The 23,884-nt window shown below is 71.8% G+C and carries 20 protein-coding genes; 5 read left to right on the top strand and 15 right to left on the bottom strand.

The annotated features are described in order from the left end of the window. Positions 1 to 139: 139 nt before the first annotated feature. From SXIM_RS21525 to SXIM_RS21510, 4 genes are all read right to left on the bottom strand, one after another. A complete protein-coding gene (locus SXIM_RS21525) occupies positions 140 to 733 on the bottom strand; it encodes a GTP-binding protein (protein ID WP_046724916.1) in 594 nt (197 codons plus the stop codon). Continuing rightward, a complete protein-coding gene (locus SXIM_RS21520) occupies positions 714 to 1,121 on the bottom strand; it encodes a DUF742 domain-containing protein (RefSeq protein WP_030739487.1) in 408 nt (135 codons plus the stop codon). Before SXIM_RS21520 ends, SXIM_RS21525 begins: the two co-directional genes overlap by 20 nt. 67 nt (positions 1,122 to 1,188) lie before the next feature. Continuing rightward, entirely contained in the window at positions 1,189 to 1,602 is a 414-nt protein-coding gene (locus SXIM_RS21515; protein ID WP_046724915.1) for a roadblock/LC7 domain-containing protein, read from the bottom strand. A 19-nt stretch (positions 1,603 to 1,621) separates the two neighbouring features. Beyond that, positions 1,622 to 5,452, bottom strand: coding sequence for a sensor histidine kinase (locus SXIM_RS21510; RefSeq protein ID WP_046724914.1), 3,831 nt, complete (start codon positions 5,450 to 5,452; stop codon positions 1,622 to 1,624). Positions 5,453 to 5,991: 539 nt separating this feature from the next. On the opposite strand from SXIM_RS21510, the gene SXIM_RS21505 reads away from it, so the two are divergent. Continuing rightward, the gene (locus SXIM_RS21505) at positions 5,992 to 6,171 is read left to right on the top strand and encodes a hypothetical protein (protein WP_030738923.1); all 180 of its coding nucleotides are present in this window, start codon (positions 5,992 to 5,994) and stop codon (positions 6,169 to 6,171) included. Positions 6,172 to 6,311: 140 nt separating this feature from the next. Here SXIM_RS21505 and SXIM_RS21500 read toward each other — a convergent pair whose 3' ends face one another. The 8 genes from SXIM_RS21500 to SXIM_RS21465 all read right to left on the bottom strand — a co-directional run bounded on the left by SXIM_RS21500 (position 6,312) and on the right by SXIM_RS21465 (position 15,858). Continuing rightward, positions 6,312 to 6,524: an acyl-CoA carboxylase subunit epsilon gene (locus tag SXIM_RS21500; protein ID WP_030738921.1), complete on the bottom strand. Its 213-nt coding sequence runs from the start codon at positions 6,522 to 6,524 to the stop codon at positions 6,312 to 6,314. 29 nt (positions 6,525 to 6,553) lie between these two features. Further along, on the bottom strand, positions 6,554 to 8,137 hold the full coding sequence (locus SXIM_RS21495) for an acyl-CoA carboxylase subunit beta (protein WP_030738919.1): 1,584 nt from the start codon (positions 8,135 to 8,137) through the stop codon (positions 6,554 to 6,556). Positions 8,138 to 8,321: 184 nt separating this feature from the next. Next, positions 8,322 to 9,932, bottom strand: a complete 1,611-nt coding sequence (gene cimA, locus SXIM_RS21490) for a citramalate synthase (RefSeq protein ID WP_030738917.1) — start codon at positions 9,930 to 9,932, stop codon at positions 8,322 to 8,324. A 373-nt stretch (positions 9,933 to 10,305) separates the two neighbouring features. Next, a complete protein-coding gene (locus SXIM_RS21485; protein ID WP_030738914.1) occupies positions 10,306 to 11,415 on the bottom strand; it encodes a branched-chain amino acid aminotransferase in 1,110 nt (369 codons plus the stop codon). A gap of 252 nt (positions 11,416 to 11,667) precedes the next feature. Beyond that, positions 11,668 to 12,720, bottom strand: a complete 1,053-nt coding sequence (locus SXIM_RS21480) for a 3-isopropylmalate dehydrogenase (protein WP_030738912.1) — start codon at positions 12,718 to 12,720, stop codon at positions 11,668 to 11,670. Positions 12,721 to 12,809: 89 nt separating this feature from the next. After that, the gene (locus SXIM_RS21475; protein ID WP_030738909.1) at positions 12,810 to 12,989 is read right to left on the bottom strand and encodes a hypothetical protein; all 180 of its coding nucleotides are present in this window, start codon (positions 12,987 to 12,989) and stop codon (positions 12,810 to 12,812) included. 273 nt (positions 12,990 to 13,262) lie between these two features. After that, the gene (gene pruA / locus SXIM_RS21470) at positions 13,263 to 14,894 is read right to left on the bottom strand and encodes an L-glutamate gamma-semialdehyde dehydrogenase (protein ID WP_046724913.1); all 1,632 of its coding nucleotides are present in this window, start codon (positions 14,892 to 14,894) and stop codon (positions 13,263 to 13,265) included. 34 nt (positions 14,895 to 14,928) lie between these two features. After that, positions 14,929 to 15,858 carry a proline dehydrogenase family protein gene (locus tag SXIM_RS21465; protein WP_046725835.1) on the bottom strand — a complete coding sequence of 310 codons (930 nt, stop codon included), beginning with the start codon at positions 15,856 to 15,858 and terminating at the stop codon, positions 14,929 to 14,931. Positions 15,859 to 16,042: 184 nt separating this feature from the next. Here SXIM_RS21465 and SXIM_RS21460 point away from each other — a divergent pair, with 184 nt between their 5' ends. Further along, positions 16,043 to 17,131, top strand: coding sequence for a PucR family transcriptional regulator (locus tag SXIM_RS21460; RefSeq protein WP_030738901.1), 1,089 nt, complete (start codon positions 16,043 to 16,045; stop codon positions 17,129 to 17,131). A 73-nt stretch (positions 17,132 to 17,204) separates the two neighbouring features. Beyond that, positions 17,205 to 17,744 (top strand): HAD domain-containing protein, encoded by a 540-nt coding sequence (locus SXIM_RS21455; protein ID WP_030738898.1) that lies wholly within the window; start codon positions 17,205 to 17,207, stop codon positions 17,742 to 17,744. On the opposite strand, the gene SXIM_RS21450 is transcribed toward SXIM_RS21455, so the two are convergent. Next, entirely contained in the window at positions 17,728 to 18,471 is a 744-nt protein-coding gene (locus tag SXIM_RS21450) for a hypothetical protein (protein WP_046724911.1), read from the bottom strand. The two genes, SXIM_RS21455 and SXIM_RS21450, sit on opposite strands and share 17 nt — an antisense overlap. A 249-nt stretch (positions 18,472 to 18,720) precedes the next feature. Between SXIM_RS21450 and SXIM_RS21445 the strand changes: the two genes are divergently transcribed. Then, a complete protein-coding gene (locus SXIM_RS21445; RefSeq protein ID WP_053116273.1) occupies positions 18,721 to 19,740 on the top strand; it encodes a glycoside hydrolase family 6 protein in 1,020 nt (339 codons plus the stop codon). A 131-nt stretch (positions 19,741 to 19,871) separates the two neighbouring features. Continuing rightward, positions 19,872 to 20,912: an NAD(P)-dependent alcohol dehydrogenase gene (locus SXIM_RS21440; RefSeq protein WP_030738888.1), complete on the top strand. Its 1,041-nt coding sequence runs from the start codon at positions 19,872 to 19,874 to the stop codon at positions 20,910 to 20,912. A gap of 77 nt (positions 20,913 to 20,989) precedes the next feature. Here the strand turns inward: SXIM_RS21440 and serA are convergent, their stop codons facing one another. Both serA and ilvC read right to left on the bottom strand, forming a co-directional pair. Then, positions 20,990 to 22,579, bottom strand: coding sequence for a phosphoglycerate dehydrogenase (gene serA, locus SXIM_RS21435; RefSeq protein WP_030738885.1), 1,590 nt, complete (start codon positions 22,577 to 22,579; stop codon positions 20,990 to 20,992). Between the two features lie 276 nt (positions 22,580 to 22,855). Further along, the gene (gene ilvC / locus SXIM_RS21430) at positions 22,856 to 23,854 is read right to left on the bottom strand and encodes a ketol-acid reductoisomerase (protein ID WP_030738882.1); all 999 of its coding nucleotides are present in this window, start codon (positions 23,852 to 23,854) and stop codon (positions 22,856 to 22,858) included. Between the last annotated feature and the right edge of the window lie 30 nt (positions 23,855 to 23,884).

Below are 23,884 nucleotides of genomic sequence, written 5' to 3'. Positions count from 1 at the left end.
ACGAAACCTGGGCACGGCCCGGAGCAGCTCGCTCGCTGCCCGTGCAGACCGTGCGCGGAAGGTGTGTGGAATCGTGATCGACTTGGGGAGACGACGTGTTCAACGCCACAGTGCGGCGCGGGTCTTCGGAGGGCCCGGTTCAGCCCAGGCGGGCCATGAGGGCGTGTTCGACGAGGGTGATCAGCGCCGACTTCGCCTCCGCACGATGCCGCGCGTCCGTCACGATGATCGGAGCGTCCGGACCGATCTGCAACGCCTCCCGCACCTCCTCCGGAGAATACGGCTGATGCCCGTCGAACCCGTTCAACGCGATCACGAACGGCAGACCACTGTTCTCGAAGTAATCCACCGCCGGAAAACAATCCGCCAACCGACGCGTATCCACCAGCACCACCGCACCAATGGCACCACGCACCAAGTCGTCCCACATGAACCAGAAACGATCCTGCCCCGGCGTACCGAAGAGATACAGAATCAGATCCTGATCCAACGTGATACGACCGAAGTCCATCGCCACCGTCGTGGTCGTCTTACCACCGGTATGCGTCAGATCATCAATACCGGCGGACGCGGACGTCATCACGGCCTCGGTACGCAGCGGATTGATCTCCGACACGGCACCGACAAACGTGGTCTTCCCCACACCAAACCCACCCGCGACCACAATCTTCGCAGAAGTAGTGGAACGGGAAGGAGCCGAACGGCCCGCACCGCTAGAGCTTGCGAAGTCCACTGAGCACCCTTTCGAGCAGTGTCACATCAGGCTGACCACCCGGTTCGCCCTGGTCGGGCTGGTGAATCGCGATGAGGCCGGCCTCCGCGAGGTCGGCCACCAGGATGCGCGCCACACCCAGCGGCATCGAGAGCAGGGCCGATACCTCGGCCACCGACTTGACCTCCATGCACAGCTGGCAGATCCGCTGGTGCTCGGGCAGCAGCCCGGAGAGCTGCATCGGCTCGGCGCTGGTGGACACCAGCGCCTCGATCGCCAGCTGATAACGCGGCCTGGTCCGGCCACCCGTCATGGCGTACGGACGCACCAGCGGCTGATCGCTGTCGTCATGGTGACCGTAGGGCTGATGGCCTGCGCCGTAGGCGCCCTGCGAGGGTGGCGTATTCATGGCTCCTCCGAGCGGGACATGAGGTCGGTCATGCGGGTGGTGGTGCTCATGCGGGGGGAGCTGGGAATCAGTTGAGCAGGTTGCCCTGCAATTCGGCCCGGAGCGCGGGGGTCAGTACGGTGCCGGCGCGGTCGACGAGAAGGGCCATCTCATACCCCACCAGACCGATATCGGCATCCGGATGCGCCAGCACCGCCAACGACGAACCATCCGAGATCGACATGATGAAGAGGAAACCACGCTCCATCTCCACCACCGTCTGATTCACCGCACCACCCTCGAAGATCCGCGACGCACCAGCCGTCAACGACGTCAACCCCGACGCCACCGCAGCCAACTGATCCGCACGATCCCGGGGAAAACCCTCGGACAACGCCAGCAGAAGACCGTCAGCCGACACCACCACCGTATGCGACACCCCAGGAGTGTTCTCCACAAAGTTGGTGATCAACCAGTTCAGGTTCTGCGCCGCCTGGCTCATCGGGCTCACACTAACGCTCCTACTGGTATCTGGGGCCGGAGCCCCGATCGGTCCGGCCGGCCGTGGAATTGGCCTGGCGCCCCTGCTGAATTCCCCGGCGGAGATTGGTCAGCCGGCCCCGGACTGCGTCCGGCGCGCGGGAGACCTGCGGGCCGGTCGGGGCGGCCTGCTGCTGCGACTGCTGAGCGGCGCCCGCCACCAGATTGGCGCGCGGTACCCGCCGGGGCAGACCCGAGGTGGTCACCCCGCCGGCGCTCGGCTGACGCAGTTGCCCGGCCTGACGCCCGAGCTCGTCGTTGGGTGAGGGCCGCCAGTTGGGCGAGGCGCCCGGCGTCGCGGCGGCCGGTTCGGTACGGGGGAAGTCGTCGCGCGGCGCGGCACCGAAGCCACCGCCGCCCGGTGCGGCTTCCGGTTCGGTACGCGGCGTGCTCCGGCCGCGTACCGGCAGCCCCGATCCGGTGGCGGGCGCGGGGCCCGCGGCCGGTTCCGGCGCGGCGGGAGCCGCGGGGCCCGGAGGTGCCACCCGCCGGGTCCCGAACCAGGTGGACTCCATCTCCTCGAAGATCGGAGTGCGTTCCGAGGTCGTGGGTCCACCGGTGGGCAGCGGGTCGGTGAACGCGGCCGGCTGCGCCGGCTGCTGCGGCTCGTACCGCTCGGGCCCGGCGGTGGGCGCCTGCGTGCCGAAGGCGGGGAACTCGCCGGTGTCGGCGGGGTATCCCGCGGGGCCCTGGTCCTGGCCGAGGGCCGGGAACTCCCCGGTCCCGTCCGGGTAGCCGCCGCCGGATCCGGGGCCCACCGCGGGGAAGGCGCCGGTGTCGGCGGGGAAGCCCTGACGGCCCTGGTCGGGTCCTTGCCCCAGTGCGGGGAAGGCGCCGGTGTCGGCGGGGCCGGACGGGTAGCCACCGGAGCCGGGGTCCTGTCGGCCCTGCCCCTGGCTGTGGCCCTGGTTCTGGTTCTGGCCGATCGCCGGGAACTCGCCGGCGCCCGGGTAGTCACCGGGGCCCGGCCGGCCGGCACCGGGCCGGCCCGTACCGAAGTCCTGGCCGCCCACCGCGGGGAACTCGGCCGTGTCGGCGGGGTATCCCGCGCCGGGGCGGCCGGGACCGGGGCCCTGGGCGGTGGGCGAGCGGAACTCGCCGGTGTCGCCGAAGGCGTCGAACTGCTGGGAGCGGCCGGAGGGGGCGGCCGGGCGCGGCGCGGGGCCGCTGGCGCCGGTGAAACCGGGGCGGGCGTACTCGCCGGTGTCCGGCTCCTCGTGTCCGCGCGGTCCCTCACTAGGGTCGCCGACCACGGGTATTCGGCCGCTGTCCTCGACCCGGCTGGCCCAGCTCGGCCGGCCCGAGCGGTCGGGCGCGCCGTCGCCGGGAGCGCCGGTCAGCGGGTCACGCCCCGGCTCGGACGCGGTGGGGTTCGCCGGGGCCGCCGGGGAGCCGGAACCGGTGGTGGGGAAGGAGGTGTTGCCGGGCCGGGGCGGCAGCGCGGGGCGTTCCTGGCCGCCGGCCACCTGGCCGCGCGAGGCGGAGGGGCCCTTGCCCAGGTTCGCCAGCCCGCGCCCGCGACCACCGGGGGCCTGCGGCCCGCCGGGACGTCCGGGCGGGGTCTCCCGCTGCACGGTGGTGGTGGGAGGTGCCGCGGCGGGCGCACCGGCGGCGCCGCCCGGCATGCCGCCGCCGGGCATGCCCGCGCCGCCCTGCCCCGGACGCGGACCGCGCCCGGCGCCCTGGGCCACCTCGGCGGGCAGCATCACCAGCGCGGTGGTGCCGCCGGAGTCGGAGGGACGCAGCTGGATGCGGATGCCGTGCCGCAGGGACAGGCGGCCGACCACGAACAGGCCCATCCGGCGCGAGACGGAGACGTCGACGGTGGGCGGGTTGGCCAGCCGGTCGTTGATCTCGGCCAGGTCCTCGGGGGAGAGTCCGATGCCGGTGTCGTGGATCTCCACGAGCACCCGGCCGTCGGGCAGCGCGTGACCGGTGACCTTGACCTTGGTCTGCGGCGAGGAGAAGGAGGTGGCGTTCTCCAGCAGCTCGGCGAGCAGGTGCACGAGGTCGTTGACGACCCGGCCGGCCACGTCCGTCTTCGGTACGGCGCTCAGCTCGATGCGCTCGTACTGCTCCACCTCGGAGGCCGCGGCGCGCAGCACGTCCACCAGCGGCACCGGCCGCGTCCAGCGGCGGCCCGGCTCCTCACCGGCGAGAACCAGCAGGTTCTCGCCGTTGCGGCGCATGCGGGTGGCGAGGTGGTCGAGCTTGAACAGCGAGGACAGCTGGTCGGGGTCGGCCTCGCGGGACTCCAGTTCGGAGATGAGCGACAGCTGACGCTGGATGAGGCCCTGGCTGCGCCGCGAGAGGTTGGTGAACATCGCGTTGACGTTCCCCCGCAGCAGGGCCTGTTCACCGGCCAGCCGGACGGCTTCGCGGTGCACGTCGTCGAACGCCTCGGCCACCCGGCCGATCTCGTCCCGGGTGTGCACACCGACCGACTGCACGGAGGTGTCGACGTCCTCGGGCTCCGCCTCGGACATCTGGCGCACGACCTCGGGCAGTCGCTTGTGGGCGACCTCCTGGGCGGTGTCCTGGAGGCGGCGCAGCGAGCGGACCATGGAGCGGGCCACCACGAAGGCACCGACCAGGGAGATGCCGAGCACCAGCACCACGATGGCGCCGTTGAGGATGGCTTCCTGCTGGGCCTCGTCGCGCAGGTCGCGCGCCTGCTCCTCCATCTCGGTGATCAGGGTCCGCTCGATCGCGTTCATCGCGTCGATCTTGGTGCGGTCCTGGTCGAACCAGTCACGGTAGGAGCGTTCCTGGCGCTGGATGCCGTCCAGCGACGCGAAGACCATGTCGCGGTAGGTGTCGGCCGAGACGACGTTGACGATGCCGCCCTCGAGGGGGTCGAGCAGGCCGCTGGCGCCGAGGTCGTTGCCGTAGATCTGGGTGAAGCTGTTGAGCGAGGCCGCCTCACTGGCCGCGTGGGTCTTGCCGTACCGCCAGTCACTGGGTGACAGGCCCATCTCGTCGCCGTCGCGTTCGCCGCGGGCGAGGCCGGCGGTGATGACGGCGCGCTGGATGGAGGCGTGTTCCTTGGCCGCCGAGAAGGTGGCCAGGGCCCGGGTGGAGCGGATCATCTCGCTGTTGCTGGTGGCCTGCGCCATGTCCTGCGAGAGCGACAGCAGCGCCTCGATCAGGTCGTTGTAGCGCATGATCGTCTGCGAGACGTAGTCCGGGTCGGCGTACGCCTCGTCCCGGATCTCCTTGATGCCGGTCAGCTGCCGGCTGATGTCCAGGACGGTGGCCTGGACCCCTCGCATGACGTCGTCGTCGGCCGTTATCGCGTTGGTGGCGTCACTGAACGCGCCCCGCGCGTCGTCCGTCCGCTCCCGGGCGGTCGCGATCTCGTCGCTCTTGGCGCTCATGCCCGCCACCAGCGGGCCGGCCGAGCGGTCGCGCTCCTCCTGGAGGGCGGCGGCCAGCAGGGTCGCCTGCTGGGTCATGTCCGTGAGCAGCTGCATCGTGTCCAGCTGCTCGATGTCGTCCATCGAGGACTGGATACGCAGGCCACCCAGCACGGTGGCGGCCATCACGGGGAGCGCGATCAGGGAGACCAGTCGGGTGCTGATGCGCCAGTTGCGCAGCGCCAGCCGGGAACCCGCCCGGCTGGGTCTCGCCTCGGCAGCGGCCGTGGGGTCGTTCTGGGCGGTACTCCGGTCGGCCGGGGCCTCCCCGGAACCGGGCGCGTTCCGCGCCGGGTCGCCGCTGGAGGCAGGTCCGCCGGAGGAGCCACGCTGCGTGGCACCACCCTGCTCCGGTTCTCCCGCAGCGCTGCCTTCCCTCTTGAAACGTCCCTGCACTATGCGTCGCAACCTCTGGACCAGGCGTCGCGCCGCGATGCGGCGTGACGGTATCGAGCCAGGGGCATACGACCCCCCGGCGGTCGTCGTCGTCGGTAACCGGCGTGTCCGGTGTTCAGCCAGCACGTGACGCTTGGGGCGCGCCCTGCACATGAGCTCGTGTCACGCGGCGGTCCGTGGAATTCCAGCACAGTGGCCGATCTCCAACAAGGGCCCGGAATGGTCCCGTGACATGTATGACGCTCCGCACGCGCCTCACTACCTGCCGTGGAAGCGGGGAGCAGGCATAGCGGACTTTTCTCCACACCATCGCCATCGAATCGATACACCGGAGGGTGCGTCAACCGAGGTGCTACATACGGTTTCATCCGCCATGTCCCCCTTTCATACCGTCAGATTCCCGTCCCCTATGCGGCTTTTGCCCCGCCGCTCGTGAGGAAAATCACATGCGGGTGCTGGCTGATAAGGAACGCTCGCGGGGTATACGGCACCTAGTGTCAGGCTTTACAAGCAGCAGCTCTACCTAAGGCAGATCCTCCGTGAAGAGCACCCTGAGCGTCCGCTCCACCGCCAACCCCCGGCGCACCACCCTCGCACATCTGCGGGACGCGCAGGAGCTGGCACCGGCCCCGGTCACGTACACGCTCTCGGAGGAACTGCCGGGGCAGACCGCCAACCCGCGCCGCACCATCCTCATGAAGCTGCCGGACGCGGGCTGACGCCCGGTCACCCCGTACGCCGTACCCAGCAGGGCGGGCCGGACACCGTGGATCGGTGTCCGGCCCGCCCTGTGACGTACCCGCGGCAGCACGGGCGGCGTACGGCCGCACGAAGCACTGCCGCCGCCCGCCCCGCGCGGTCAGCCCTGCCAGCTGTGCGGTGCCCGGAAGCCCGGGGTGCGCTCCAGCCGGCGCCAGCCGGCCGTGCTGCGGCCACCGGCCGCGTGCCCGGCACCGGCCGACGGGCTCTGGGCCGCCCGGGCGATCAGCAGCGCGGTCACCGCCGCCAGCTCCTCGTCGCTGGCGGCGCCCTTCTCCACGCGGACCAGCTTGGTGTCCGTCTCCGTGCTCATCTGCGGTGTCTCCTCGGTCGTCACTGACGTCACTGGGGCGGGTTGCCGTGCTTGCGGGACGGCAGGTCGGCGTGCTTGGTGCGCAGCATCGCCAGGGACTGGATCAGCACCGCGCGGGTTTCGGCGGGGTCGATCACGTCGTGCACCAGACCGCGCTCGGCCGCGTAGTACGGGTGCATCAGCTCGGTCTTGTACTCCTTCACCAGCCGCGCCCGGGTGGCCTCGGGGTCCTCGGCGGCGGCGATCTGGCGGCGGAAGATCACATTGGCCGCGCCCTCCGCGCCCATGACCGCGATCTCGTTGGTCGGCCAGGCGTAGGTGAGGTCGGCACCGATGGTCTGGGAGTCCATCACGATGTAGGCACCGCCGTACGCCTTGCGCAGCACCACGGAGATCCGCGGCACGGTCGCGTTGCAGTAGGCGTAAAGCAGCTTGGCGCCGTGCCGGATGATGCCGCCGTGCTCCTGGTCCACGCCGGGCAGGAAGCCGGGGACGTCGAGCAGGGTGACGATCGGGATGTTGAAGGCGTCGCACAGCTGGACGAAGCGGGCGGCCTTCTCGGAGGCGTGGATGTCCAGCACCCCGGCGAGCGACTGCGGCTGGTTGGCGACGATGCCGACCACCTGGCCGCCGAGCCGGCCCAGCGCGCAGATGATGTTGGTGGCCCAGCGCTCGTGGACCTCGAGGAACTCCCCGTCGTCGACGAGTTCCTCGATGACGGCGCGCATGTCGTACGGGCGGTTGCCGTCCGCCGGGACCAGGTCCAGCAGCGCGTCGCCGGAGCGGTCGGCCGGGTCCTCGGTCTCGGTGGTGGGCGGGTTCTCGCGGTTGTTGGAGGGCAGCAGCGACAGCAGGAAGCGCACCTCCTCCAGGCACGACTCCTCGTCGTCGTAGGCGAAGTGCGCCACCCCGGAGGTCTCGGCGTGCACATCGGCGCCGCCCAGCCCGTTCTGGGTGATCTCCTCGCCGGTGACGGCCTTGACCACGTCGGGGCCGGTGATGAACATCTGCGAGGTCTCGCGGACCATGAACACGAAGTCGGTCAGGGCCGGGCTGTAGGCGGCGCCGCCCGCGCAGGGGCCGAGCATGACGGAGATCTGCGGGATGACGCCGGACGCCTTGGTGTTGCGCTGGAAGATCCCGCCGTAGCCGGCCAGCGCCGAGACGCCCTCCTGGATGCGGGCGCCCGCACCGTCGTTGAGGGAGACCAGCGGGGCACCGGCCGCGATGGCCATGTCCATGATCTTGTGGATCTTCTGGGCGTGGGCCTCCCCCAGCGCCCCGCCGAAGATCCGGAAGTCGTGCGCGTAGACGAAGACGGTACGGCCGTGCACGGTGCCCCAGCCGGTGATCACACCGTCGGTGTAGGGGCGCTTGGTCTCCAGGCCGAAGCCGGTGGCACGGTGCCGGCGCAGCCCTTCGACCTCCTGGAAGGAGCCTTCGTCCAGCAGCAGCTCGATCCGCTCCCGGGCGGTCAGCTTGCCCTTGGCGTGCTGGGCCGCGGTCGCCTTCTCACTGGGACCGCGGCCGATCTCTTCGCGGATGGCGCGCAGCTCCGCAACGCGCCCCCGCGCGTCGGGGGCGGCCACGGTCGTCAGGGACTCATCGGTCATGTATAGACCCTATGAAACGCCAGGAGCGAACGCTCTCGTCAGATCCGTACAGTCTCCGCCGCCATTTCGTGGTCGTCCTGTACAGAACCACCGGGTTACGAGGAAAAGGTGCAGCGAAGTAACACAGCAGACCCGGGGGGAACTAGAGGAATCCTATAATTCCGCTCGCTCCCCCCGGCCCGGCTCAGTCCGTCGGCCGCAGCCCGGCCCGCAGCAGACCGTAGGTGTAGGCATCCTCCAGCGCCTGCCACGAGGCGGCGATGACGTTGTCGGCCACCCCCACCGTGGACCACTCGCTCGTGCCGTCCCCGGTGGTGATGAGCACCCGGGTGGTGGAGTGGGTGCCGGAGCGCCCGGCCAGGATACGGACCTTGTAGTCCACCAGCTGGAGCCTGGCCAGCTCGGGGAAGGTACGTTCCAGGCCGCCGCGCAGCGCGCGGTCCAGGGCGTTGACGGGCCCGTTGCCCTCGCCGGTGGCGACCACCCGCTCGCCCTTGGCCCACAGCTTGACGGTGGCCTCGTTGTCGACGGTGCCGTCCGGGCGCTGGTCGGTGATGGCGCGCCAGGACTCCAGCCGGAAGAAGCGGGAGGCGCGGCCGGTGACCTCGTCGCGCAGCAGCAGCTCGAAGGAGGCGTCGGCGGCCTCGTACGTGTAGCCCTTGAGCTCCTGCTCCTTGACCCGGGCGACGATCCGGCCCACCAGCTCGCGGTCGCCCTCCAGGTCGTAGCCCAGTTCGCGGCCCTTGAGCTCGATGGAGGCGCGGCCCGCCATGTCGGAGACGAGCATCCGCATGGAGTTGCCGACCAGCTCCGGGTCGATGTGCTGGTAGAGGTCGGGGTCCACCTTGATCGCGGAGGCGTGCAGGCCCGCCTTGTGGGCGAAGGCGGACAGACCCACGTACGGCTGGTGGGTGCTGGGGGTGAGGTTGACGACCTCGGCGATGGCGTGCGAGATGCGGGTCATCTCCTGGAGCGCGCCGGGCGGCAGCACCCGCTTGCCGTACTTCAGCTCCAGGGCGGCGACCACCGGGAAGAGGTTGGCGTTGCCGACGCGTTCACCGTAGCCGTTGGCGGTGCACTGGACGTGTGTGGCCCCGGCGTCCACGGCGGCCAGGGTGTTGGCGACGGCGCAGCCGGTGTCGTCCTGGGCGTGGATGCCGATGCGGGCGCCGGTGTCGGCGACGACGGTGCGTACGGTGGCCTGCACCTGGGCGGGGAGCATGCCCCCGTTGGTGTCGCACAGGATGACGACGTCGGCGCCGGCCGTGGCGGCGGTGCGCACGACCTCCAGGGCGTAGCCGGGGTTGTCGCTGTAGCCGTCGAAGAAGTGCTCGCAGTCGACGAAGACCCGGCGGCCCGCGGCGCGCAGGTGGCGCACCGTGTCGGCGATCATGGCGAGGTTCTCGTCGGGGGTGGTGCGCAGGGCGAGTTCCACATGCCGGTCGTGGGACTTGGCGACCAGGGTGATGACGGGGGCGCCGGAGTCCAGCAGGGCGCGTACCTGGGGGTCCTCGGCGGCGGTGGTGCCCGCCTTGCGGGTGGCGCCGAAGGCGACGAGCTGGGCGTGGCGCCAGGGCAGCTCGCGGGCGCGGCGGAAGAACTCGGTGTCGCGGGGGTTGGCGCCGGGCCAGCCGCCCTCGATGAAGCCGACGCCGAAGTCGTCGAGGTGCCGGGCGATGGCCAGCTTGTCGGCGACGGTCAGGTTGATTCCTTCGCGCTGGGCGCCGTCGCGCAGGGTCGTGTCGAAGACGTGGAAGCCGTCATCGGGTGCGGCGGAGGTGTCCGGTGCGGTCATGGTGGCTGGCTCCTGCGGAGGGTGCGGTTGTGGTCGGCTCCACTGCCCTGCTCCCGTCCGGCCGTGGTGGGGCCGGAAAACGAAAAAACCCCTCGCGGATGCGAGAGGTCTGCGCGCGGGTCGAGGCACGGTGGCCGCGTCACCCGGGGTGGGGTGGGGCGGCGATCACTGCGGACCGGCGCGCTCGTCACCCATAATCATGGCGATCGAGAGCACGTGCCCAGTGTGGCACAGGATGTCCGCACCAACGGGTGCGTCTCACGATTCGGACGATAGTCGGGCGGTATGCCCATGCCCGGCACCGGCCCGGCCCGCGCCGGTGCGGGACGGGCCGGGGGCCCGCACCGTACCGGCGCGGCGGGGGTACGGGGGGTCAGCCGACCCGGTGCATCCAGCCGTGCGGGTCGGGGGCCTGGCCCCGCTGGACGGACAGCAGCGCCTCACGCAGCCGCAGGGTGACCGGGCCCGGCTGCCCGTCGCCGACCGTCCAGGCGGCGTCGGAGGACTTCACGGAGCCGACCGGGGTGATCACCGCGGCGGTGCCGCAGGCGAAGGTCTCGGTCAGCGAGCCGTCCGCGCAGTCGCGCTCCCAGTCCTCGGTGGTGATCCTGGTCTCGCCCGTCGTGTAGCCGAGGTCGGCGGCGATGGTCAGCAGCGAGTCACGGACGATGCCGGCCAGCAGGGTGCCGGTCAGCTCCGGGGTGACCACGGTGGCGTCCTCGCCCGAGCCGCGCACGAAGTACAGGTTCATGCCGCCCATCTCCTCGACCCAGCGGCGTTCGACCGCGTCCAGCCACACCACCTGGTCGCAGCCGTGCTCGACGGCCTCCGCCTGGGCGAGGAAGGAGGCCGCGTAGTTCCCGGCGAACTTCGCCGCGCCGGTGCCGCCGGGGGCGGCGCGCACGTACTCCTTGGACAGCCACACCGAGACCGGCTTGACGCCGCGCGGGAAGTAGGCGCCGGCCGGGGAGGCGATGAGCACGAAGAGGTATTCACCGGCCGGCTCGTTGATGCCCAGGCCGGACTCGGTGGCGAACATGAAGGGCCGCAGGTACAGCGACTCCTCGCCGCCGTGCGCGGGCACCCAGGCGCTGTCGTGGGCCAGCAGCAGGTCGATGGCCTTGATGAAGGTGTCCACCGGCAGTTCGGGCATCGCCAGGCGGCGGGCCGAGTCCTGGAAGCGGCGGGCGTTGGCGTCGGGGCGGAAGACCCCGATGGAGCCGTCGGGCTGCCGGTAGGCCTTGAGCCCTTCGAAGATCGCCTGCCCGTAGTGCAGCGTCTTGTTCGCCGGGTCGAGCTGGAAGGGCGCGTACGGGGTGAGCTGCGCGTCGTACCAGCCCCGGCCCTTGCTCCACTTGATGGTGACCATGTGGTCGGTGAAGTAACGGCCGAAGCCGGGAGCGGCGAGCAGGGCCTCGCGCTCCGCGTCCGCCAGCGGCGCGGCGGAGGGCTTGAGGTCGAATTCGATCGGCGGCGTCGTCATGGTGAGCGCGTCCTTCGCTGAGTGATGTGGCGGACCGCCGGCCTGTCCCCCCGATGAACGCGGTACTAGGAAGTCCGAGCATCGGGAGACAGTTCGGCCCCGCGTCCGATTATCGCGCGGGGAGGTTCGGCATGCGCACGGGAGGCGGTCCTGATGGTGATGGTGGCACCCAGCGGCGGGTAAGCCCAGCCGCCGGGCGAAATGTGTGCCCGGCGGCGGTGGGGGTGCGTGTGGCGTGAGCGGTGCCGCGGGCTAGCCGGTTACGGAACCGGCTACGCGTACCGCGAGGGCGTCCCCGATGGTGTCGGTGTCACGCGGTGTGCCGTCGCGCTCCGCCAGGTCGGCGGTCACGGCTGCCTCGATCCGGGCCGCCTGCTCCTCGTGGCCGAGGTGGCGCAGCAGCAGGGCGACGGAGAGCACGGTGGCGGTGGGGTCCGCCTTGCCGGTGCCCGCGATGTCGGGCGCGGAGCCGTGCACCGGCTCGAACATCGAAGGGAAGGCACCGGTGGGGTTGATGTTCCCGGAGGCGGCGAGCCCGATGCCGCCGGTGATGGCGGCGGCGAGGTCGGTGAGGATGTCGCCGAAGAGGTTGTCGGTGACGATGACGTCGAAGCGCTCGGGCTGCGTGACGAAGAAGATCGTCGCGGCGTCGACGTGCAGGTAGTCGGTGGCGACCTGCGGGTACTCCTGGGCGACGCGGTCCACCGTGTTCTTCCACAGGTGGCCGGCGTGCACCAGGACGTTGTTCTTGTGGACCAGGGTCAGCTTCTTCGCCGGGCGGGCGGCGGCGCGCTCGAAGGCGTCACGGACCACGCGCTCGACCCCGTAGGCCGTGTTGATGGAGACCTCGGTGGCCACCTCGGCGGGCGTACCGGTGCGCATCGAGCCGCCGTTGCCGACGTACGGGCCCTCGGTGCCCTCGCGCACCACGAGGAAGTCGATGGCCGGGTTCCCGGCCAGCGGAGTCGTGGTGTTCGGCAGCAGGACGGAGGGGCGCAGGTTCACGTAGTGGTCGAACGCGAAGCGCAGCTTCAGCAGCAGGCCGCGCTCCAACACCCCGGAGGGGACGCCCGGGTCGCCGATGGCGCCGAGCAGGATGGCGTCGTGGCCGCGCAGCCGCTCCAGGTCCGCGTCGGGGAGGGTCTCTCCGGTGGCGTGCCAGCGCTTGGCGCCCAGATCGTAGGTGGTGGTCTCCAGCTTGACGTCGGAGGGGAGGGCCGCCGCGAGGACCTTGAGGCCCTGGGCCACCACCTCGGGGCCGATGCCGTCGCCGGGGATCACTGCGAGATCGATGCTGCGCGCCATGGAGGGGACCTTACGTCGGGTCCGGGGAGCGGACGTACCGCGTCCACGATCCGGACAGCGGCCGGGAGAACGCGCGCGCCCCGGTGGGATCAGTGGGCGGCGGCCGGGGCGCCGCCGTTGTCCCGGCGGTCCAGGGCGCGCTGGAGCGCGTCGGCGGCGAACCGCCGGGACGCGTCGTCGCGGACGGCGACGGAGGAGGAGGTGCGCGGGACGCGGGGGGTGCGCCGCGCGGTCTGCTCGGCTGCGGGCACGGTGAGCGTGTCGTCCATGGCGGATCGGCTCCAGGGAGTGGGGGTACGGCGAGGGCTGCCGCAGGGGGTGGGGCCGGCGCGGCGGGGGTCACCCGCGCTGCTGCACCTGGCCGCGACCGCCGCACGCTGGATGGAGCGTCACTGTCGGCTTCTACAAAAGTAGCGGCCTTCAGCAGTGATGTCTCGCTAGATACTCGACCGTCCTAGTATGTGAGACGAGAACGGCCCCGGCACGCACTTTCCGTGCGCACCGGGGCCGTTGCCGATCGTTTCCCGACCGCTCCCGACCGGTCAGCCCATGTGGGGGTAGCGGTAGTCGGTCGCCGGAACCTGGGTCTCCTTCAGCGAGCGCGGCGAGGTCCAGCGCAGCAGATTGAACTTCGAGCCGGCCTTGTCATTGGTGCCCGAGGCCCGGGCCCCGCCGAACGGCTGCTGCCCCACGACCGACCCGGTGGGCCGGTCGTTCAGATAGAAGTTGCCGGCCGCGAACCGCAGCTTCTCGCTCGCCGCGGCGGCCACCGCCCGGTCCCTGGCCAGCACCGCGCCGGTCAGCGCGTACGGGGCCACCGACTCCATCTGCTCCAGCATCGCGTCGAAGGAGTCGTCCTCGTACACGTGCACCGCGACGATCGGGCCGAAGTACTCCGTGGTGAACACCTCGTTCTCCGGGTCGGAGCAGGTGAGCACCGTGGGCCGCACGAAGAAGCCGACCGAGTCGTCACAGGTGCCGCCCGCCACGATCTCGCACGACGGGTCGGCCTTGGCCCGCTCGATCGCCGCCTTGTTCTTGGCGAAGGCCCGCTCGTCGATGACGGCGGCCATGAAGTTCGACAGGTCGCTCGGGTCGCCCATCGTCAGGCCCTCGGTCTCCGCCGCCAGCGCGTCACGCAGCCCGCCCTCCCACAGCGAGCGCGGGATGTACGCCCGGGAGGCCGCCGAACACTTCTGGCCCTGGTACTCGAAGGCGCCCCGGGTGATCGCCGTCTTCAGCGCCGCCGGGTCGGCGGTCGGGTGGGCGACGATGAAGTCCTTGCCGCCGGTCTCGCCCACGATCCGCGGGTACCCCTTGTACCGCTCGATGTGGGTGCCGATCTCCCGCCACAGGTACTGGAAGGTGCCGGTCGAGCCGGTGAAGTGCACCCCGGCCAGGTCCGGGTGCGGCAGCGCCACCTCCGAGACCTCCTTGCCGTCCCCGGTCACCAGGTTGATGACGCCCGGGGGCAGCCCGGCCTCCTCCAGCAGTTCCATCAGCAGCACCGCCGAGTGGGTCTGGGTCGGCGACGGCTTCCACACCACCACATTGCCCATCAGTGCCGGGGCGGTGGGCAGATTGCCGGCGATGGCGGTGAAGTTGAACGGCGTGATCGCGTAGACGAAGCCCTCCAGCGGGCGGAAGTCCAGACGGTTCCACACCCCCTTGGGCTGCACCAGCGGCTGCTCGGCCAGGATCTCGCGGGCGAAGTGCACATTGAAGCGCCAGAAGTCGATCAGCTCGCACGGCGCGTCGATCTCCGCCTGCTGCACCGTCTTGGACTGGCCCAGCATGGTGGAGGCCGCGATCGTCTCCCGCCACGGCCCGGACAGCAGCTCGGCCGCCTTCAGGAAGACGGCGGCCCGCTCGTCGAAGGGCAGCTCCCGCCAGGCGGGGGCCGCCGCCAGCGCGGCGTCGATGGCGTCCTGCGCGTCGGCCCGGGTGGCGTTGCCGTAGGTGCCGAGCCGGGCACGGTGCCGGTGCGGCTGCACCACGTCGAACCGGTCCCCCGCGCCCATCCGCCGGACCCCGTTGATGGTCATCGGCAGCTCGACGGGGTTCTCGGACAGTTCCTTGAGCTTGCGCTCCAGTCGGGCGCGCTCCGCCGAACCGGGCGCGTAGGTGTGCACCGGCTCGTTCACCGGCGGCGGCACCTGGGTCACAGCGTCCATGGCCGTGGGTCTCCTTCGGAAAGAGGCGGGGCACTCAGCCCCGGGTCAGCAGGGAACGGGCGAAGAAGCCGAGATTGGCGGGCCGCTCGGCGAGCCGGCGCATGAAGTAGCCGTACCAGTCGGTGCCGTACGGGACGTACACGCGCATCAGATGCCCGGCGCGGGCCAGCCGCAGCTGCTCCTCGGTACGGATCCCGTACAGCATCTGGAACTCGTAGCTGTCGGGGGCGCGCTCCAGCCGCCGCGCGAGCTCCTCGGCGATCGCGATCAGCCGCGGGTCATGGGTGGCGATCATCGGATAGCCGCCGCCGGTCAGCAGGATGCGCAGGGCCCGCACATAGGCGAGATCCACCTGCCGCCTGTCCTGGTGCGCCACGGAGGCGGGCTCCCGGTAGGCGCCCTTGACCAGCCGAACCCGGCAGCCGGTGGCGGCCAGCGCCCGGCAGTCGTCCTCGGTGCGGTACAGGTAGGACTGCACGGCCACACCGGTCCGCGGGAACCGGCCGCGCAGCGCGCCCAGCACGGTGAGGGTGCCGTCGACCGCCGTGTGGTCCTCCATGTCGAGGGTCACCATGGTCCCGGCCTCGGCGGCGGCCGCCACCACCGGCTCCACCGCGCGGTGCGCGAACTCCTCGCCACCGCCCGGCAGCCGCAGCCCGAAGGCGGACAGCTTCAGCGACAGCTCGGCCCGCTCCCCCAGGCCCTCCGCGCGCAGGGCCTCCAGCAGCGCCAGATAGGCGTCCCGGGCGCGGACCACCTGCGCCTTGTCGGTGACGTCCTCGCCGAGATGGTCCAGGGTGACCGCGAGCCCGGCGCCCGCCAGCTCCCGCACCGCCGTCAGCGACTGGTCGAGCCGCTCGCCGGCCACGAAACGGTCCACCACCGGGCGGGTCAGCGGGGTGGCGGAGACGGCCCGCCGGATGACATCGCTGCGCGCGGCCGCGAGAAGCACGGGTCCCAGCACGGGCACCTCACCTCCGGATACCAGGAAGAACTCAGTTATCCGCAACCTAGGCAGCGCCCGGCCCACGGGCTATCAACAGATGTCTGCCGCCGGGGGCACCCGCGTCAGACATCTGTATGAGAATGGTGCGCGCAACGGCGGCCGGATGCGACGCGGAGACGGCGGGAGAGGGACGGGAGGCCGGGTGGAACCCGATTACCAGGAGCTGATCGATGAGGTCTCGGCACGTCTGGGCACCCCGGCGACGCTGGAGGGCCGCGACTTCGCGCTGATCGCGTTCGGTGCCCACGACAGCGCGGACGACCGGGTGATGGACCCGGTGCGCACCCGCTCGATCCTGCACCGGCGCTCCTCGGTGGAGGTACGGGCCTGGTTCGAGCGGTTCGGCATCGCCAGGGCGCGCGGCCCGGTGCGCATCCCGCCCGACCCGGCGGCCGGGGTGCGCACGGGGCGGATCTGTCTGCCCGCCCGGCACCACGGGGTGGTGTACGGGTACATCTGGCTGGTCGACGACGGCGCGCTGGAGCTGACCGACGTGCGGCTGGCCGATGCCCAGGCCACGGCGGAACGCATCGGCAGCCTGCTCGCCCGCTCGGCCGGGCTCGGCGGCCGGCTCGGGGCGCTGCTGCACACCCTGCTGACCTCTCCGCAGCGGGAGGCCGCGGCCGGGGAGCTGACGGAGGCGCTCGGCCCGGCGGGCACCGGGCCGCTCACCATGGTCGCGGCGCTCCCCTGGAACGACGGCACCCCCGCGCTGCCCGGGGCGCTGGCGCTGTGCGCGCTGGAGGGCACCCTGGCGGCGCTGGTCCGTCCGGCCTCGGCGCGGGCGGTGGCCGGTCGGCTGTGCGGTCCCGAGGTGGCGGTGGGCATCGGCGCGGACCGTCCGGTGGCGGCGGAGCTGCCCGCCGCCTGGCGGGAGGCGCTGGGCGCGGCGCGGGCCGCGCGGGCCGAACCGGCGCTGGGACCCATCGCCTCCTGGAACGCGATCGGCCCCTACCGGCTGCTCACCACCCTTCCGCAGGCCGCCCCCGACCCGGCCGTGGCACCGCTGCTGGCCCCGGCCCACCGGGAGCTGGCCCGCACCGCCGAGATCTTCCTGGACCAGGCCGGCTCCCCCGCCCGCACCGCCAACGCCCTGGGCATACACCGGCAGACCCTCTACTACCGCCTCACCCGGGTCGAGGCACTCACCGGCCTGGACCTGGCCGACGGCGAACACCGGCTCCTTCTCCACCTGGCCCTGAAGGCGGCCCGCCTGCGGGACGCCGGATGACGGCCGCGGGCCGGTCCCCGAGGGCCACCTCGGGCGGCGGACAGCCCGGCGCGGAAGCCGGTACCGTGCGGCGATGACCGAGCACCCGGGGCTCCCGCTCCTCTTCCTGGACATCGACGGAACGCTCCTGCCCTTCGGCGGGGACCGGCTGCCACCGGCCGGCGAGAAATCGCAGGACCTGCCGCACCCGGGCAATCCGCAGCTGGCCAAGCTCAACCGGGCGGACGGCCAGCGGCTGCTGGAGCTGCCCTGCGTGCTGGTGTGGGCCACCACATGGATGGAGGAAGCCAACGAGGTGATCGCTCCGCTGCTGGGCCTGCCGGAGCTTCCCGTGTGCGAGCTGCCGGACGCGTCACGGGAGCCCGGGACCGGCCCTCTGCACTGGAAGACCCGGACACTGGTCGAGACGGCGGCCGGGCGGCCGTTCGTCTGGCTGGACGACGAGATCACCTGGCGCGACCGGGAGTGGGTGGCGGCGCACCATCCGGGGCCGGCGCATCTCCACCGTGTCGACGCCGGGGTGGGCCTCACGGCTGCGGACTTCGCCGGCGTCGGCGCCTGGCTGCGCGCGGTGACGGCCGGCGGGGGGCCGTCCGTCAGTCGACGCCGGTGATGTCCGCGAGCTCCAGGTTGTCGTCGCCGCCCTGGACCCGCTGGGAGCGGATGAGCCCCAGCTCCTTGCCGTAGTACTTCTCGGTGATCACCTCGGGGTCCAGCCGACTTGTCTCCCGGATCTTCAGCACCTCGCTGAACCGCCCCAGGCTGATCGCCAGGTCCTCGTTCAGGCTGACCACCTTGGCCTCGTTCTCCGCGACGCCGGGGGCGAACTGCTGCTGGTAGATCTCGCCCACCATCGGTTCGGCCAGCATGACCACGCCGGGCTGGGCACCGTCCATGCCCGCCCGCCAGCTGCCGTGCGCGGTGCCGGTGTCGCGGCCGAAGTACCAGACGTTGCCGCCCTCGTCCTGGGCGTAGAAGTGCCGCAGCTCGGTGGGCTGTTCCCCCTGGCAGTGCTGCCGCTCGCGGACCACCAGGGTCGAGACGCCGAGGATGTTCTCGCGGTCCTGGGTCACCTCGGTCTCCATCGTCTGGTTCCCGTGGGTGCAGCTGCCGTCGAAGTGGTGGCCGGTGCCGGGGGCCAGCGGGAGGTACGGGTTGTCGATCTCGTCGACGAAGTCCGCCGGGTCGATGGACGGGGACGGGGCGGGGCTCGGGGACGCGCTGGTCTCCTCGGCGACCCGGTCGGCGTCCCCCAGGGAGGACGAGCAGGCGGTCAGCAGCAGGGGAAGCAGCAGCGTCGCCCGCAGAGCGCGCGCCCCGCGCCGCGTGGTGGTGGTCACGATGCGTCACTCCCCAGTCTCGGCACTCCGGCAGGCCCATGATCGGGCGCGCCCCGGCGCCGCGCGGCCAGCCCCGCCCGGCCGGCCACCCGGACGGCGCAGCGCGTTCGCCGGGAGGGGCTGCGGGCACGGTTTACGGAAGCCGCCCGAGCCGCTAGCTTCGACAGCGCCCTTGGGAGCGCTCCCATCGGCCCTGCGTCCCCCACCGTGACCCCTTTCCATCCCCTCGTTGTGAGAGGAACGATTCACGTGCGCACCCCCCACACCCCCCACGCACGATCCCGCACCCGGCCCCGGCTGCTGTTCGCCGCCGCGGCCGCGGCCCTGAGCGGTCTGCTGTCCTTCGGCCCGCTCGCCCCCGCCCAGGGCACGGCGCCGCAGGAGACTTCGCGCGAGGACGCCGCCGGGCTGCCGGCCGGCACCGTCTTCCACAACCACCCCGGCGCCGTCCACGACTGGGTCGCCGCCAACCCGGGCGACGCCCGGCGGCAGCTGATCGAAGAGCGCATCGCCGACCAGCCGCAGGGCATCTGGTTCGCCACCTACCAGCCGGACTCGGTGACCCAGGACGTCGCCGCGGTCACCGGCCCCGCCGCGGCGGCCGGCGAGGTACCGGTCCTGGTGCCGTACGTGCTGCCCGACCGGGACTGCGGCGGCGCCTCCGGCGGCGGCGCGCCCGACTTCCCCAGCTACCTCGGCTGGACGCAGGGCTTCGCGGCCGGCCTCGGCTCGGATCCCGTGGTGGTCATCCTGGAGCCGGACGCGATCGCGCTGACCGACTGCCTGGACGACAGTCAGATCGCCCAGCGGTTCTCCGCGCTCGGCGAGGCGGCCGGCATCATCCACGCCGCCAACCCGCAGGCCCGGGTGTACTTCGACGCCGGGCACTCCGGCTGGCACAGCCCCTCGGTGATCGCCCAGCGGCTGCGCGACGCCGGTGCGGTGGCCCAGGGCGACGGCATCTACACCAACACCTCGAACTACCGCACCACCGCGGACGAGACGGCGTTCGCCGAGGCGGTCCTCGGGCAGCTCGGCGACCCCGCTCTCCAGGCCGTCATCGACACCAGCCGCAACGGCAACGGGCCGCGCGGCAGCGAGTGGTGCGACCCGGTCGGGCGACTGGTCGGCGAGAGCCCGACCGTGAACACCGGCAGCGCGCGGGTGGACGCCTACCTGTGGATCAAGCGCCCGGGTGAGCTGGACGGCTGCGCCGGGCCGGCCGGGCAGTTCTCCCCCGAGTACGCCTTCGAGCTGGCCGGCGGCTGACGCCTCACGGGCCCGCGCCGCCCGGTGGGTCACCGGGCGGCGCGGGCCCGTGCGCGTCCGTACGGGTTGCGCCGGTACGCGCCCGGCCCGACCGTGGGAGGACGGGTCCGGCGCAGTCGAGGAGGTCCGGCATGAGAGCCGTGCAGTACCGGGAGATCGGTGCCGCGCCGCAGGTGGTCACCGTTCCCGACCCCGAGCCGGGGCCGGGACAGGTGCTGCTGAAGGTGTCGGCGGCCGGGGTGTGCCACTCGGACATCGCCGTCATGGAGTGGCCGGCCGAGAACTTTCCCTACGCGCTGCCACAGACGCTCGGCCACGAGGGCGCGGGGGTGGTGGCGGCACTCGGCGAGGGCGTCACCGGGCTCACCGAGGGCGACTCGGTCGCCGTGTACGGGCCACAGGGCTGCGGTCGCTGCGCCAAGTGCGCCCACGGCAAGGAGAACTACTGCACCCGCGCCGCCGAACTGGGGATCTTCCCGCCGGGGCTCGGCGCGCCCGGCGCCATCGCGGAGTACCTCCTGATCGACGACTCCCGCTTCCTGGTGCCGCTCGGCGATCTGGACCCGGTGACCACCGTGCCGCTGACGGACGCCGGCCTGACCCCGTACCACGCCATCAAGCGTTCGCTGCCCAAACTGGTGCCCGGCAGCACGGCGGTGGTGATCGGCACCGGCGGGCTCGGCCATGTGGCCATCCAGCTGCTGCGGGCGCTGAGCCCGGCCCGGGTGGTCGCGCTGGACGTGGCGCAGGAGAAGCTGGAGCTGGCGCGGGAGGTGGGGGCGCACGAGGCGCTGCTGTCGGACGAGCGGGCGGCCGAACGGGTACGGGAGCTGACCGGCGGCCTCGGTGCCCAGGCGGTGTTCGACTTCGTGGGGGCGCAGCCCACCGTGACGGCGGCGGGGGCGATGGCGGCGGTGGAGGCGGATGTGACGATCGTCGGCATCGCGGGCGGTGCCCTGCCGGTGGGGATCGGCTCCACCGCGTTCGAGGTGACGGTCTCCGCGCCGTACTGGGGCAGCCGCGGTGAGCTGATCGAGGTGCTGGAACTGGCGCGGGCGGGCGCCGTCGAGGTGACGGTGGAGACCTACGGTCTCGACGAGGCACCGCGCGCCTATGAACGTCTGCACCAGGGCAAGATCAAGGGCCGCGCGGTGATTCTCCCCAACGGCTGATCACGCGCGGCGCGGCCGGCGGGCCGGTGTGGCCCGCCGGCCGCGCCGCGGTGGGTGCTTTCGGCCGGTCCGTGCCGTCAGTCGGTGAGGTTGACGCCGCGCGCGGAGGTGGCGCCGATCTCCTGGGCGATCTCCGCGAGCACCTGCGTGGAGACGGTCTCGTCCAGGGTGAGCGCGATGAGGGCCTCGCCGCCCTCCTCGGCGCGTGCCACCTGCATCCCGGCGATGTTGATCGCGGACTCGCCCAGGATGCGGCCGAGGGTGCCGACGACGCCGGGGCGGTCCGTGTAGCGCAGGAAGGCCATGTGGTCGGCGAGGGCCAGGTCCACGGTGTGCTCGCCGATGCCGACGATCTTCTGCTGATGCTTGGGGCCGGCCAGGGTGCCGGAGACCGCCACGGTCTCACCGCCGGTGAGGGTGCCGCGCACGGTGATCAGGTTGCGGTGGTCGGGCGACTCGGAGCTGGTGGTGAGCCGCACCTCCACGCCGCGCTCCTGCGCGAACAGCGGGGCGTTGACGTAGGAGACCGTCTCGGCGACGACGTCCTCGAAGACGCCCTTGAGCGCGGAGAGCTCCAGGACCTTCACGTCGTGCTGGGTGATCTCGCCGCGCACCTCGACGTCGAGCCGCATGGCGACCTCGCCCGCCAGCGCGGTGAAGATCCGCCCGAGCTTCTCGGCGAGCGGCAGCCCGGGGCGTACGTCCTCGGCGATCACACCGCCCTGCACGTTGACCGCGTCCGGGACCAGCTCGCCGGCCAGCGCCAGGCGTACCGAACGGGCCACCGAGATGCCGGCCTTCTCCTGGGCCTCACCGGTGGAGGCCCCCAGGTGCGGGGTGCACACGACGCTGTCGAACTCGAACAGCGGGGAGTCCGTGCAGGGTTCGCTGGAGTAGACGTCCAGGCCCGCGCCGGCCACCCGGCCCTCCTTGAGGGCGGACAGCAGGGCGCTCTCGTCGACGATGCCGCCACGGGCGGCGTTGACGATCCGCACGGAGGGCTTCACCTTGTGCAGCGCCTCGTCGCCGATCAGGCCCAGCGTCTCGGGGGTCTTGGGCAGGTGGACGGTGATGAAGTCCGAGATCTCCAGGAGTTCGTCGAGCGGGAGGAGCTTGACGCCCATCTGTGCGGCGCGGGCGGGCTGCACGTAGGGGTCGTAGGCGACGATCTTCATGCCGAAGGCGGCCATCCGCTGTGCGACCAGGACACCGATGCGGCCCAGGCCCACCACGCCGAGGGTCTTCTCGGACAGTTCGACGCCGGTGTACTTGCTGCGCTTCCACTCGCCGTTCTTCAGGGCGGTGTTGGCCTGCGGGATGTGGCGCGCGGTGGCGACCAGCAGGCCGCAGGCGAGCTCGGCGGCGGTGATGATGTTGGAGGTCGGGGCGTTGACGACCATGACGCCGGCCTTGGTGGCGGCGGCCACGTCCACGTTGTCCAGGCCGACCCCGGCGCGGGCGACCACCCGCAGCTTGCGGGCCGCGGCGATGGCCTCGGCGTCGACCTTGGTGGCGCTGCGGATGAGGATGGCGTCGACATCGGCGATGGCGCTCAGCAGCTGTGCGCGGTCCGCGCCGTCACAGTGCCGGATGTCGAAGTCCGGGCCCAGCGCTTCGACGGTGGCGGGGGAAAGCTCTTCGGCGATGAGTACGGCGGGCTTGCTCACTGGGTCTCACTGTCCTTTGCGGAAGGCCGCGTCCCGACGGCCGAGGCGGTGGAGTAGGCAGCCGCGTGGAGACGCACGACGCTGTGAGCCTGTGACGCGCTTGGTGCTGGGTGCAGTGTATTCGGCGCGGTGCCGCCACGGGACGGGTTGGCCGGGGCGGCCGCTCGATCGAGCGAATCCCCGCGAACGGGGGGTGGTACGGGGCGACACGAGGTGGAACGGGGCGGGCCGCGGCGGGGTCGGGGTGGGACCTGCGCCGCGGCCGTGCCGATCCGCTCAGTCCTGGTCGTCGACCCAGCTCATCAGCTTGCGCAGGTCACGGCCCGTGGTCTCCAGCAGGTGGTCCTCGTCCGCCTTCTTGTACTCGTTGTACTTGGGCAGACCGGCGTTGTACTCCGCCATCCAGTTGTTGGCGAAGGTGCCGTCCTTGATGTCGGCCAGCACGCGGCGCATCTCGGCCTTGGTGTCCTCGGTGATGATCCGCGGGCCGGTGACGTAGTCGCCCCACTCGGCGGTCTCCGAGATGGACCAGCGCATCTTGCCCAGGCCGCCCTCATACATGAGGTCCACGATGAGCTTCAGCTCGTGCAGGCACTCGAAGTACGCGATCTCCGGCTGGTAACCGGCCTCGACCAGCGTCTCGAAGCCGGCCTTCACCAGCGCGGAGGCGCCGCCGCACAGCACGGCCTGCTCACCGAAGAGGTCGGTCTCGGTCTCCTCGGTGAAGGTGGTCTTGATGACGCCGGCGCGGGTGCCGCCGATGGCCTTGGCGTAGGAGAGCGCGAGCGCGAAAGCGTTGCCGGTGGCGTCGTTCTCGACGGCGGCGATGCAGGGCACGCCGCGGCCTTCCTCGTACTGGCGGCGCACCAGGTGGCCGGGGCCCTTGGGGGCGACCATGCAGACGTCGACGCCGGCCGGGGGCTTGATGAAGCCGAAGCGGATGTTGAAGCCGTGGCCGAAGAACAGCGCGTCGCCGTCCTTCAGGTGCTCGCGCACGGACTCCTCGTAGACCTTGGCCTGGATCGGGTCCGGGACCAGGATCATGATGACGTCGGCCTCGGCGGCGGCCTCGGCGGGGGTGGTCACGCGCAGGCCCTGCTCCTCGGCCTTGGCGCGGGACTTCGAGCCCTCGTGGAGACCGACGCGCACGTCGACGCCCGAGTCCCGCAGGGACAGCGCGTGGGCGTGGCCCTGGCTGCCGTAGCCGAGAACCGCGACCTTGCGGCCCTGGATGATGGACAGGTCGGCGTCGTCGTCGTAGAACAGCTCGGCCACTTCGGTTTTCTCCTTGTTGTTCCTGCTGCG

Origin of the sequence: Streptomyces xiamenensis (assembly GCF_000993785.3) — a bacterium.
Taxonomy (GTDB): domain Bacteria; phylum Actinomycetota; class Actinomycetes; order Streptomycetales; family Streptomycetaceae; genus Streptomyces; species Streptomyces xiamenensis.
The sequence above is the reverse complement of the archived record's forward strand: the minus strand, read 5'-3'. Positions and strand labels throughout refer to the sequence as shown.

What these genes read in the sequence shown, in the direction of transcription:
- SXIM_RS21520 (WP_030739487.1), bottom strand. Translation starts at nt 1,121, where the DNA reads ATGAATACGCCACCCTCGCAGGGCGCCTACGGCGCAGGCCATCAGCCC.
- SXIM_RS21515 (WP_046724915.1), bottom strand. Translation starts at nt 1,602, where the DNA reads ATGAGCCAGGCGGCGCAGAACCTGAACTGGTTGATCACCAACTTTGTG.
- SXIM_RS21500 (WP_030738921.1), bottom strand. Translation starts at nt 6,524, where the DNA reads ATGAGCACGGAGACGGACACCAAGCTGGTCCGCGTGGAGAAGGGCGCC.
- SXIM_RS21495 (WP_030738919.1), bottom strand. Translation starts at nt 8,137, where the DNA reads ATGACCGATGAGTCCCTGACGACCGTGGCCGCCCCCGACGCGCGGGGG.
- cimA (WP_030738917.1), bottom strand. Translation starts at nt 9,932, where the DNA reads ATGACCGCACCGGACACCTCCGCCGCACCCGATGACGGCTTCCACGTC.
- SXIM_RS21485 (WP_030738914.1), bottom strand. Translation starts at nt 11,415, where the DNA reads ATGACGACGCCGCCGATCGAATTCGACCTCAAGCCCTCCGCCGCGCCG.
- SXIM_RS21480 (WP_030738912.1), bottom strand. Translation starts at nt 12,720, where the DNA reads ATGGCGCGCAGCATCGATCTCGCAGTGATCCCCGGCGACGGCATCGGC.
- SXIM_RS21475 (WP_030738909.1), bottom strand. Translation starts at nt 12,989, where the DNA reads ATGGACGACACGCTCACCGTGCCCGCAGCCGAGCAGACCGCGCGGCGC.
- pruA (WP_046724913.1), bottom strand. Translation starts at nt 14,894, where the DNA reads ATGGACGCTGTGACCCAGGTGCCGCCGCCGGTGAACGAGCCGGTGCAC.
- SXIM_RS21455 (WP_030738898.1), top strand. Translation starts at nt 17,205, where the DNA reads ATGACCGAGCACCCGGGGCTCCCGCTCCTCTTCCTGGACATCGACGGA.
- SXIM_RS21440 (WP_030738888.1), top strand. Translation starts at nt 19,872, where the DNA reads ATGAGAGCCGTGCAGTACCGGGAGATCGGTGCCGCGCCGCAGGTGGTC.